The sequence below is a fragment of the Microbulbifer sp. SH-1 genome (assembly GCF_011326135.1).
In the GTDB taxonomy this organism is placed as follows: domain Bacteria; phylum Pseudomonadota; class Gammaproteobacteria; order Pseudomonadales; family Cellvibrionaceae; genus Microbulbifer; species Microbulbifer harenosus.
The window spans coordinates 3,258,705-3,271,251 of record NZ_CP046948.1 but is presented as its reverse complement, the minus strand read 5'-3'; the positions used below and the strand labels follow the sequence as shown (position 1 = coordinate 3,271,251).

Below are 12,547 nucleotides of genomic sequence, written 5' to 3'. Positions count from 1 at the left end.
GTAATTCAAAAATTCGTTTTTTAAAGGATGACCGGATAACGGAGATTCAACTCGCGGTTTCAGCGATTTGCTTTTTTTCCTGCTTGCTGCGCACCGGTGTGATACGCCCCCCGACAAACAGGACAGAGATCAACATCAGCGGAACCAGCGAGGCACCGAGAATGAAGAAAGGTGGATAATAGGTGCCGTCATTGGTAATGATCGGAACCATCTGAATGGCGGTAATCACACTGATGACCCCGACAGCACCGCTGATGCCGGCAAGACTGGCAACACTCTTGCCCGAGAAATAATCGCTGGGCAGTGTCTGGATATTGTTGATCGCCGCCTGGAATCCGAACAGGATCACGGTGATCAGTGCCAGCGCCGCCGCGGGCGTGGATGCCACCGTGGTCGCGAGCAGAGCCGGCAACATACATACGCCGCCGAGCAATACCACAAACTTGCGCGATTTATTCACACTCCAGCCAGAGCTCATCAGCCTGCCGGAAAGCCAGCCGCCAAACAGCGCTCCGGCCGCCGCACCGCAGTACGGGATCCACGCGGACGCGCCGATGGCCTTCACATCGAATCCGAACTTGTCGTTCAGGTACAGCGGCAGCCAGGCCACGAACAGCCACCAGATCGGCTCGATAAAAAAGCGCGCAAGAATCACACTCCAGCTCTGGCGATGCGACAGCAGTTCCGGGAGACTTGGAACGTACTCGTCTTCAGTATCACTGTTCTTGGAAATCTGCCCGGACAGAATCAGCTCGCGCTCTTCCTGGGTAATCCACGGGTGCGAATCCGGGCCGCTTTTGTAAATGATCAGCCACGGCACCAGCCAGACAAAGCCGAGCAGTGCCACTACAACGAAGGTCGCTTGCCAGCCGAGGAAGGCGTACAGGAAGGCTACGAGCGGCGGAGCAATAATACTGCCGGCGGAGGCACCTGCACCGAAAATACCCTGAGCCAGCGCGCGCTCTTTTGCCGGGAACCACTCGGCATTGGCCTTGGTGGCACCGGGCCAGTTGCCTGCTTCACCGAAGCCCAACAAGGTGCGGAAAATACTGAAACTGGTAACGGAAGTTGCCAGTGCGTGCAGAGCAATGGAAATGGACCATACAACAATCGACAGCATAAAGCCGATGCGTGTGCCGACCGCGTCAAACACCCGGCCGAATACTGCCTGACCGACCGCGTAGGCAATCAGAAATACACTCATGATATTGGCGTAGTCGTGGCTGTTCATGCCGAGGTCGTCGGCTATACCCGGCCACATGACCGACAATGCGGTACGGTCGATATAGTTGATGATGGTGGCGATGGCCACCAGTGTCACTATCGTCCAGCGTAAATTCTTCATTATTATTATCCTGCTCAGAGGTTAACGAAATCTTCCCGGTAGGGACTGAATGTGTCGATCAGCACGCCGGCCTTTTTGCACACGGCCCCGTGCTCCAGATGGGGGGCTATGTAAAAGCTGTCGCCCGCGGTGAGAATTTTTTTGTTGCCGTCTACCTGCACCTCAAATTCACCGCTTTCCACGTAACTTACCTGGGTGTGCGGGTGTTTGTGCACGTAACCGATACTGCCTTCCTCAAACCAGACCCTGACTACCATCAGGTTTTCGTCGTAGCCGAGGATCTGCCGTTTGATGCCGCCACCAAGATCCTCCACTTCCACTTCCTCTGACAGAACAAATGCGTCCGTCGCGGGCATAGTTACCTCCGCCATGACTTAATCTCTGATTGTTAAAAGTTCGGCGCGGCCGGTGAGCTGGTAGGGGTTGCCGCGAAATGTAAACGGTTTGCCCGAATCTGCCGTTGCCGATACATCGGTATTGATGGCGAGCAATAATTCATCGCCGTTTTTCAACGCTATCACCACCAAATCCAGGCTATCGATGCGCTGGTGTGTAAGCCCGCGCACCTTGCTCTCGGCCTCGAGCGTGAATTCTTTGGATGGGTTGTACTCGCCGTGCGGCTCGAGAACACTGACAAAGGTATGCGCGCGAGTGTCTTCACGTCGGGCGATAAAGGCTTTTTCCGAACGCAGGTTGAACTCGGGATCATTGGCGCCGAGTTCGGTGAACAGCAGTTCTGTTTTGCCATCCGCAATGGTGGAGTGGGTGTAAAAACGGCCGTTGTCGTTGAGCCAGGTAACCTGCGCAAGACCATTTTCCGGCTTGCCGCGGGCTTTCAGCCACAGATGCTGATAGCCGTTCTGCTTTCCGAGCGCTGAAATACGGTCAGTGAATCCGCGCAGTGTGAAGCTGGTATCCACGAGCTGTCCGTTGTAATGCAGCGGCAGATCCAGTTGATGATTCTTTTTCGCCTGCACATCAAACAGGTCGATGGCAAAGGTCGAACCGGTCTCGGCGTCATTCACCAGTGCCATGGTGCGGGTCAGCACGACCTCCGGGTAGGCGGATTCGATACTCGCCGAGCTGATTTTCACACGGTCATCTGCGTGGAAGAACCGCAACTCGGGATGGTTATTGTTACCGACCTTCAGGTCGCCATCGAAGTGGGATCGTTCGTCCACCACCACCGTGTTGTGCGCGATCGTCTGCTTCGCATAGGTTTCGTTTTCCGGCAGATAACGGCCGCCGTTTTTGGCTTCGACATTGAGAAAACGGGCCGCCCCATAGTCAGTCACGATTTCGGAACCGTGGTCGTAAAACTGCCAGGTAAGCTTGTCGAAATGCCCGTGACCCATACCCTGGGCTGCGGGTTTGAACAGAAGTGCCTGCTCGCTGCCACTGTTCCCGCGCATCACTACCAGTGCACCTTCATCGCCGTCCTTGCCGTCGCGGAAGGCGGCGGAAATGAACGGATACGCCTGCGCCTTGCCCGCGTCCAGGTCCTGCGCCACTTTCAGACCGTCGCCGGTCAGTACGATCTGCTGTTGCTTCTGCGCGATATCCAGCAGTTGCGGATTGGCCGACTTCCCGTAGGCAATCGCAACGCCCTGAACCAGCTCGGCGGTGTCGATACCCTTGCTTTTAATGGCGTCATTGATGGGAAAAAACAGCCCGTTATAACTGAGCTGGATGGTGGTATCGATGGCCTTCATGAGCGCGCCGTCGCGGTAGCCGAAAATATCGCGCTCGGGTTCGTTGTTGTCGATAGCTTTGGCAAAGGTTACGAACGGCATCAGCGCATAGCGCTGGTAATAGGGGCCTTCGTTGTAATAGCCATCTGGTGAAAACAGCGTGTTCAACTGTTGCAGGAAACCGCCCTTACCGGACTTTTCCAGATCCAGTAGTGACTGTTCCACCAGCTCCTGCTCATCCAGAACATAACCGGTCATACCGACACCAGCGGTTAGCCAGGTGCCGTGATTGTGTACCTTGTTGAAGGTTTCCGGCGATTCGACAGAAAGAAAACGCGCAACAGGGCGCAGCACACCCTGCTCGATTTTTTCCGCTTCTGATTCCGTAAGCGCTTCGCGCACCAGGTCATAGGCCTGGATGGTGTACACCAGCCACACCGCTTCGTTCAGGCTCTGCCAGAACAGCTTGCCCGGATTATCGGCCCCAGGACGACGCTTCGGGTGCAGCGGCAGGGTGGGGTAGAGCTCTGCGTACGCAAGCAGCGTATCGCGCACGCGCTTTGCGTATTGGGCGTCGCCGGTGATCTGGTACAACACGCCGGCGTTGTACATCAGCTGGTAATTATTTTTGTGCTGCTCGTGGGTATAGCCGCCGCCGGCGTCCGCGGGCACGGGCACCGCGACAGGAGCCTGCAGCGCCAGGTCTACAGACTTCCGGGTACTGAGGAACGCATCGCGGAAGCGGCCGGGTGTCTGTACTGCGCCCTGCATGGCGTCAACATCACTTGCGTTGATCACCAGGTTCGGATGCACCGCGGCAAAGGTTGCTAATGGAAGCAGTGCCACACCCAGAGCAGATATTTTAATGGTCGCAGCAATAGCGGAACGCAGCGAGCGGGATTTTTTTATGGTGCGTTGAACAATCATTTATTACTGGATCCGTACAGCCGCGTTTCAGCGCACTTGGTTATTGGCCAGAACAGCCGTGTGCTCACCCTCGGCCACCAGCTCCTCGATTGCCGGCCCCGGGGTCTTGTTGAACTGGTTGTTGGCAATCCGGGTAACAGGTTCACCAACGGTGTGCTCAATCACCACACCGGCACTATCGGCAATGGTGTTGTGGTTGATGTCAGCGACCTGCACACCGTGCAGTCTGATCAGCGCCTGCGCCTTGTTGCGCTTGCCGAGACCGGATTTTTCGACGTTATTGTTGCTGAAGTTGACGTGTGGGCCGAACGTACTTTCGTCGGTACCGCCGCGATACACATTCGCCAGTGCCCCCTGGACATTGCGGAATGTATTGCCGGTGATATCGACATACTCGGCGTTGTAGATGCCGAGGTCGTCGCGCTCTTTGTCCAGCTTGAGCAGGTCGCCAGTGATGTTCTCGAATATGTTATCGACAATCGTGATCTGATCGGCGAATGCGCGACTGCCGGAATCAAACAGGTGATAGGAGTGGTTGATATCCAGATTTTCCACTCTGGAATTTTTCAGGCTGAAGCGATAGTTCTGCAGCATGCCCCAGGGCAGGGTGCGCACCAGGGTATTGCCGGCTGCATCCGGGCTGTTCGCTCCGGAAATGACCAGTCCATCGAGAGAAAGGCTGCCGCCGTCGGCAATTTCGAACATGACCGGTCGCTCGGACATCAGTGTCACTTTGCCGGCTTTTTTGGCCTTGATGGTAACCGTCTTCTCAATCTGCAGCCGTTTGCGTGCGTTGTAGCTGCCATTTTCCAGCAGCAGAACGTCCCCATCCCCGGCCTTTTGCAGGGCATTGAAAATGGCATCTTCACCGGGGCGTACGGCAATGGTCTTTCCGCTGTTGAATGGTGTGACAGGTTCGGACTTCGGGTACCAGGATGCACCCGTCATTTCCCTGGTGGTGACCGCAAGGTTGCGGGAAACACCCGCTTCCTGTGCGGAAGCATCGACCGGATACAGAAGTCCGTTGGCGGCGCGCTGTAACCGGCTCACTTGTTTATCAATGCCGGCTGCAATTTTGGCATCACCGAATCCGTTGGATGCGTTATTGCGGAAAGTAATTCCGGAAATATCGTCGAAAATGGAGAAGGGCGACTTCCCGCTTTCGGCGTAAAACAGGTTGCCGGAAAATTCCGAATCCTGTGGTACCGCGCTTCGCTCCGCATCGCTGCCCGCGGCCAGGTGAATGTGGTCGACATTGATAAAGCTATTGCCTTCCACCCGGGCATTGACCACCTGGTGGTAGCGATTGATGGGAGAGTCGGGAACACCGTTCATCACGGTGAACCCACTCCCGAACCGATAGCCTGTGAGACTCTCGAGATAGTTGTTGCGCACCGTCTGGTCGCGATTGATCACCCGGATCCCACCGGTGTGATCCACGCCGTTACCCAGGAACACGTTGCCTTCGATAAGGTTGCCGTTGCCGTGGCGGAGCGTGAGGGTTCCGCGGGACTCGAAGAAGGTGTTGTTGCGAATGGTGTTCTTTCCGGATTTGACGGAAATGATTTCCACCTCTCCGTCGCAGCGGTCGAAGAAATTGTTTTCGATCACGGTGAAGGAGTCGGTCAACGAGTAGTGGCTGGTACCGATACGCAGGGTCTCACCACCGTTGGAACCGAGAATCGGGCGCGGGCCAAAGTAGTTGTGGTCGATGCGGTGGTGATTCTCCTGGCTCGCTTCACTGTCGAGGCGAACGGCCAGAGTCACACCCACGTTGCGTTTACCGGCAAGGTGGTTGTGGTCGAAGCGGTTGTTTTTGCCGTAAATGGCAACCCAGTAATCGGATTCGGTGCGTTCCGGCTTGCTGAAATCTTCAATCACGACTTCGGTCACGCGGGAGTGGTTGGCCAGGTGCTCTTTATTGCGGCGAAAGGAGACGACTTCACCGCTGGGAGAAAATCCGTCTTTGAAAACAAGTCCGGAAACTTCCAGATATTCACCGGCAAGTCGCAGATTGGATTGGCCGGAGAGGATCACTTTACCTTTGTCCTCCGCGGTCAACGAGATGGGATTCCCTTTCTCACCCTTCCCTTGAAACAGAACCTCAAAATCCTTCCATACCCCATTGGCTAGTACCAGGGTGTCACCGGCTTTCAACTTTTTGACGGACTTGGCGTACTCCTGCTGGTTGTTGACCAGATATTCCTCGGCAGTTGCCTGCACGCAGAAAATGGATGCCTGTCCACAGGTGAGCAGGGCGGCGGCCAGTAGCTGTTGGATTCGTGAAGTTCTCATGATCACCCGGGCAATGTCCTCAGTGTTATCACTGCCGGCGCCACTCTTGAATCATTTTTGAGCGTTCTGGCCGGAGCTGTTATGCGGCCAGACTAAATTGGTAAAAAGTATCTGTCAACCAATCTGGGCGACCAGTTAGGGCGAAAGCATAAATCCATACGGAAAAATGCGCGGTTTTGGTTCGTTTGCAGTTCTTTTGGTCAGGGGTCAGACCAATAGCGGCTTTTTTTTTGAAAATTGGTTGACGGTGTGGTGGTATGGTGAGACTTTGATCTCACCAGTGAGCGGACAGTCGTGGCAAAGCCTCGAGTCTGGTCTACAGGCTGGATAAAAAAACCGCGATGCTGATGAGAAAAAAGGCGCCATACAGGCGTACTTTGTTAATATCCACAAGCGCAGACTTCCCCGGGGGTAACAATGCGTAATAATAATAACGACGCAAATGATGTAATGGCGATCGAGAGAAAAGGCAAAGCGCGCTTTGCCGAAAACAGTTTCAAAAAATCACTGCTGGTGAGTGCTGTTGCCGCTGCCTCATATATGGGTGTGGCACAGGCGCAGGAAGTAGCAGGCAGTGACCAGGCTCTGGAAGAAGTGGTTGTCACCGGCACCCGCGCGACCATCCAGACCACCATTGATATCAAGCGCAATTCCACCACCATCGTTGACGGTATGTCTGCCAACGAAATCGGTGACCTGCCTGCGCTGTCCATCGGTGAAGCGCTGGAGAACGTGACTGGTGCTTCCTCCCACCGCGAAAATGGTGGTGCCACCGAAGTTTCCATCCGCGGTATGGGCCCGTACCTGAGCGCGACCACGTTTAATGGCCGTGTCGCCACCAATGGCAGCGGTGACCGCTCGGTGAACTTCTCCCAGTTCCCTTCCGAACTGATGAACAAAATTGCGATCTACAAAACCCAGGATGCAAGCCTGATCGAAGGCGGTGTGGCGGGTCTGATCGCCCTGGAAACCCTGAAGCCTCTGGAATACGGGAAACAGCGCATCCAGTTTGATGCCAAGGCGAATGTCAACCCGGACCAGGCAAACCTCGACGATCCTATGGCCGGCGATATCGGTTTCCGCGGCACCGCCAGCTATGTCGACCAGTTCGAGTTCGACAATGGCATGGCCTTCGGTGTGTCTCTGGGTTATGAGCGGAGTGATATCTCCCAGCCCGAAGCGGAGATGAATTCCTCCAGCCCGAGCAGCACGCCGCCCTCGCTTTACGCGTGTCTGAACGATCCGAATGTGACCAATGAGGGGTTCTATCGTTCTGCCGGAGATTGTGAGGATCAGACTGGTACCGGTGCGAAATCTGACCAGGGCTACAACACCAGCGTAGATCCTGAGACCGGAAAGGCGGTCAGTCATGGAAGCCCTTACGCGTTTGTCGGCAGCTCCAATGGTTACAAGCAGAACGACACCTCCGACAAGCGCGATGCGGTGTTTGTGGCGCTGCAGTTCCAGCCCAACGACAAGACCGATATCAATTTCGATCTGCAGCAATCCGAGCGCGTGCAGGCGGAAGAACGTCAGATTCTGAACTTCGCCAACATGAAGCGGGTTACCCCGGGCGTTACCGCAGAATCTCTGGTGGTGACTGATACCGGTACGGTAATGAAGTGGGCTGGCGAAACTGCCATCGAGTCCAACAGCGAACTCTTCTCCCGCACCGAGGATTACCTGGGTTACGGTCTGAACGTCTCCTACGACGTTAGCGACAGGCTGACCGTTTCTGCGGACTACGCTTTCTCTGAGACTACCCGTGAAGAGCTTCAGGTCGGCATCCGTACCCAGTCCGACAAATTTGACATTTACGGCGAAGAAACTCCCGGGAACTATCGCCCGATGGTCTCCTGGGACAAGACGTCCGGTATTCTTCAGTATGAAATTGCCGATTTCGATGTCAACGATCACTCGCTGTTCTCCGATGCCTACCGGATTCGTATCGACAACGATGTAGATCGTGTCAACACCACCGAATCCTTCCGCACCGATTTTGACCTTCGTGTTGAAGGCAGCTTTATCACTGGGGTCAGCGGCGGTCTGCGCTTTGCCGAACTGGAATACCTGGATCTGGGCAGTGCGCGCGATGAATACAGTATCTCCCGCGGTTCTGCAGCTGGTGCAGCGGCGATCAAGGAGATCAATGAGACTTGTGCTGTCGCTTTCCAGGAAGACAATTTCCTGAACAGCGTGAGTGACGGAAACCTGATCACGAATGTTGACGGCGATGGCAACGTGACCGGCGGCACCAACAGCTGGGCGACTTTTGATACCCAGTGTGTTTCCGACATGATACTGGCGTATGTAGGTGAAGGTTTCGCTTACCCGGAGCTGATGAACGGTACGGCCGACGTTACTGATGTGACCGAGACCACTACCGCTGCCTACGTCATGGCGGATTTCGAGAGTGCACTGAAAGGCACTCCGCTGCGCGGCAACGTTGGCGTGCGTGTAGTGCAGACCGAAGTCGAGTCTGTGGGCTATCGCACCCCATACGAAATCCTTGAAAGCGACAGCGGCGTGCTGTCAATGAGCCCGATTTCCGATGCTGATCTTGAGCGAGTAACCGCTGGCGGCGACTACATCGAAGTGTTGCCGAGCCTGAACGTGATTGCCGATCTGCGCGAAGACCTGATGCTGCGTGGCGCGGTGTACCGCGGTATGTCGCGTCCGGACCCAAGTGACCTGGGTTACAAGCGTACGTTCAATACCAACACCTCTGAAGAGGTGACTACCATCAACGAACTCCTGAGTGGTGTGGATGGCGATGGCAACCCGGATATGCAGCCGCTGATGTCCTGGAACTTCGATGCTGCCATCGAATGGTATCCGAACGATGACACCATGCTGGCGTTCGGCATCTACCACAAGAACTTCCAAGGTGGCTTCGAGACCACGCGTATTACCGAAAGCTTTATGGTTGACGGTCAGCAGTTGAATGCAGACTTTGACATTGTCCGCACCAACGAAGATACCAGCACCATGAACGGTATCGAGTTCACCGGTACCCACCGTTTCTCTTACCTGCCGGGTTACCTGAGTGGCCTGGGTGTGAAGGCGAGCTACAACTTCGCTGACTCTGACTTCGAATTTGAAGACAGCCAGTATGGTGATTCCGTAGTGCTGGATGAGAGCGGCAATGTGGTTTCCCAGAACATCGGTATCATAGCGCCAGCGAACCTGCCGGGCTTCTCCGAGCACGTGTTCTCCGGACAGCTTTACTACCAGATCGGCGATTTCGATACGAGCCTGATCTACAAGTACCGCAGCGAGTACTTCCAGCCTTACACCAGCAATGGTACCCGTCTGCGTTATGTCGGCGATGTCGGTGTGTGGGAAGCGAAAGCGTCTTACCGGCTCACCGACAATGTGCAGGTCAGCCTGGAAGCTATCAACCTGTTTGATGCGCCGAAGGAACAGTATTTCTTCACCACCGACAACCTGGGTGAAGTAAACAGTTACGGTCCGCGCGTATTCCTGGGCCTAAAAGCGAAGTTCTGAGAACTTCGCAAGTTTGTCAGATTGGATGTCTCTTCTCCATCCCGGCGGAACCACCCGCCGGAATCAATTTGCCCGCCTAGTGCGGGCTTTTTTGTGCTCGACTATTTCCGGTAGCTTGCGGTAAATAAAAAGGTCATCCCGCGGATACACTCCGCGGGATGACCTTTAGAGAGGCTGGTAGGCCCGGAATTAAATCCCGGCACTTTCGCCGAGCCGGTCGATGGAGAACCGCTTGCGACGCTCGGAAATTTCCCGACGTACCACCTCAACCGCCTTAGCCTCCGATGCGTCATGCAGTGCGTTCAGAGAGCGACTGAAATGCAGGCGCATGGCGCGGCGCGCGGCGCCTGCGTCGCGCTCTTCCAGCGCTTGCAAGATGGCCTTGTGCTCGGCGAGGCGTTTCTGCCCGTCCTTTTTACATACAGACTTATGCACGTACTGAATATCCGGCGACTGCCCCTGGATATCCCATAATTTCGCAATCGTACTCATCAGGACCCGGTTGTTGGTTGCCCGAGAAATCACCTCGTGGAACTTGCGGTCGGCGCGCTCGGAGGTGAGATTGCCCTCTTCATTCTCCCGCACCATGTCCCGGTAGGCATTGCGCAGCTCTTCGAGCTGGTCATCGGTAATCATGGTCGCCGCCAGTGCTGCCGCCTCGCCCTCGACTAACACACGGGCCTCAGTCAGTTCGAACGGGCTGAATTCCTTGGTGTCGGTGAATGTGTTGACGGGTTCAATAACATACACACCGGAGCCGGTACGAACGGAAACGCGTCCCATGACCTCCAGCGCAATAATGGCCTCGCGGATACTGGGGCGGCTGACGTCGAACATTTCCGACAATTCGCGCTCAGAGGGCAGCCGTACACCCGGCGGATATTCTCCACTGTCCAGCAGCACTAGCATCTTTTCCACTACCTGCTGATAAATACGGCGGCTATTACTCAAAAATGCAGTCTTCATATATGGCGTTCTTTAGTGTAACTCCAGGCTACAGCTTGCTATTCACAACACCGGGATACTACCACAATTGGTCTTACAGGCAATCTCCACTGGTATGATGGCTGATGGTGACAGGTTGCTTTGCATGTTTGGTCTGGGTGACGGTAGGCGCTGTTCAGCGGGCTGTGGCGGCTGCTGTCAGGGAACTCCAGAGGCACAGACGCGAGGTGTAAATAGTATTAGGCAGGGGCAAGAATTTCTTCTATCTTTCGCAGGTCAGACGGGCAAACTCGGCCCTTGTCACTCCCACCGCACCAGCGTGTATTCCCTATACCGAGGCATTCTCCCTATTCATGTCCCAGGTCCTCATTGTGATCGACAAGCCCGAAGACTGGGCTCCCTATTACCCCAGTGAGCGGGTTATTACTTTTGCGGATTACCTTGCGCTGCCCGCGCGCCAGCAGCGGGTGCGCGTGATCAACCTTTGTGGCAGCTACGACTACCGCAGCGAGGGCTACTATTGTTCGCTTCTGGCGGAGGCGCGCAGCCACAATGTGCTGCCGAGTGTGCGCACCCTCAATGATTTGGCATTGCCGCAGTTGTACAAACTGCAGTTGGCGCAGGCAATGCCCTCGCTGGCAAAGTTGAAGCCGCCAGCCTCGGGTGCTGAGTGGGTGGTGAAGTCTTACTTTGGCCGCTGCAGCGAGCCGTCCCTGCAACCGCTGGCGCGGGTGCTGTTCGACCGCTTTGCCTGCCCGGTCCTGGAGATCCATCTGCGCGCTGATCCCCAGTGGGAGATCGTCGAGCTGAAAGTGTGTTCCCACAAGGAACTGAGCGAGTCGGAAGAAACCGAGTTTGCCGAGGCGCTGGACAACTTCAGCAACAAGGTCTGGCGCCAGCACCGCAAGCCGGCCAACAGCCGTTACGATCTGGCGATCCTGGTGAATCCGGAGGAAAAATTACCGCCTTCCGACGGCCCGGCGATCAAAAAATTCGTCAGTGCCGGGCGCGAACTGGGGTTGTCGGTAGAGTTGATCGGACCCGGAGACTACATGCGTCTGTCGGAATTCGACGCACTGTTTATTCGTGAGACTACCGCCATCGACCACCACACCTATCGCTTTGCCAAAAAGGCGGAAGCAGAAGGCCTGGTGGTATTGGACGATCCGACCAGCATCATGCGCTGTACCAACAAGATCTACCTCGCTGACCTGTTCGAAAACAACAAGGTCCCGGCGCCGCGCACTCGTATCCTGCGCCGTGGTGACGAGGAGGGAATCCGTCAGGCGGCGGCAGAATTGGGCCTGCCGATGGTGGTGAAAATCCCCGATGGCGCCTTCTCCAAGGGCATGGTGAAAGTGAACACGGAGGCCGAGCTCGGTAAGCTGGATGAGCTGTTTGCCGAGTCGAGCCTGCTGCTGGCGCAGGAGTTCCTGTACACGGAATTCGATTGGCGCATCGGTGTGCTCGACAACAAACCGCTGTACGCGTGCCGCTACTACATGGTCAAGAACCACTGGCAGATCTACAGCCACACCAACAAGAAGAGCGTCAGCGGTGGGTTCGACACATTGCCCACCTTCGAGGTGCCAAAAGCGGTGCTGCAGGCCGCCATCAAGGCCACTAAGCCGATCGGCCGCGGTCTTTACGGGGTCGATGTAAAGGAGTCCGCCGGTAAGGGCTATGTGATCGAGGTGAACGACAACCCGTCTATCGACAGCAGTGTGGAAGACAAGTATCTGGGCAAGGAACTGTACCGCCTGATTCTCCAAGAGTTCATCCGCCGTTTGGAGGCCAGGCGGGCTGGACAGCAGAATGAATAAAGACCCAATACCCG

7 protein-coding genes are annotated in these 12,547 nt (G+C 55.7%); 2 read left to right on the top strand and 5 right to left on the bottom strand.

What is annotated here, in order from left to right; genetic code table 11:
* Positions 1 to 46: 46 nt before the first annotated feature.
* From GNX18_RS13390 to GNX18_RS13375, 4 genes are read right to left on the bottom strand one after another with little or no spacing between them, the layout of a single operon-like run.
* A complete protein-coding gene (locus GNX18_RS13390) occupies positions 47 to 1,345 on the bottom strand; it encodes an MFS transporter (protein ID WP_166218726.1) in 1,299 nt (432 codons plus the stop codon).
* A 14-nt stretch (positions 1,346 to 1,359) separates the two neighbouring features.
* Positions 1,360 to 1,716, bottom strand: coding sequence for a cupin domain-containing protein (locus GNX18_RS13385; RefSeq protein WP_240914008.1), 357 nt, complete (start codon positions 1,714 to 1,716; stop codon positions 1,360 to 1,362).
* A 3-nt stretch (positions 1,717 to 1,719) separates the two neighbouring features.
* On the bottom strand, positions 1,720 to 3,963 hold the full coding sequence (locus GNX18_RS13380) for a heparinase II/III family protein (protein ID WP_166218724.1): 2,244 nt from the start codon (positions 3,961 to 3,963) through the stop codon (positions 1,720 to 1,722).
* Positions 3,964 to 3,990: 27 nt separating this feature from the next.
* Positions 3,991 to 6,258: a polysaccharide lyase 6 family protein gene (locus tag GNX18_RS13375; protein WP_166218722.1), complete on the bottom strand. Its 2,268-nt coding sequence runs from the start codon at positions 6,256 to 6,258 to the stop codon at positions 3,991 to 3,993.
* A 417-nt stretch (positions 6,259 to 6,675) separates the two neighbouring features.
* On the opposite strand from GNX18_RS13375, the gene GNX18_RS13370 reads away from it, so the two are divergent.
* A complete protein-coding gene (locus GNX18_RS13370) occupies positions 6,676 to 9,765 on the top strand; it encodes a TonB-dependent receptor (protein WP_240914007.1) in 3,090 nt (1,029 codons plus the stop codon).
* 189 nt (positions 9,766 to 9,954) lie between these two features.
* On the opposite strand, the gene GNX18_RS13365 is transcribed toward GNX18_RS13370, so the two are convergent.
* Complete coding sequence (locus tag GNX18_RS13365; protein WP_166218720.1) at positions 9,955 to 10,731, bottom strand: FadR/GntR family transcriptional regulator; 777 nt, start codon at positions 10,729 to 10,731, stop codon at positions 9,955 to 9,957.
* A 332-nt stretch (positions 10,732 to 11,063) separates the two neighbouring features.
* Here GNX18_RS13365 and GNX18_RS13360 point away from each other — a divergent pair, with 332 nt between their 5' ends.
* On the top strand, positions 11,064 to 12,533 hold the full coding sequence (locus GNX18_RS13360) for a RimK family protein (protein ID WP_138236606.1): 1,470 nt from the start codon (positions 11,064 to 11,066) through the stop codon (positions 12,531 to 12,533).
* Positions 12,534 to 12,547 lie beyond the last annotated feature (14 nt).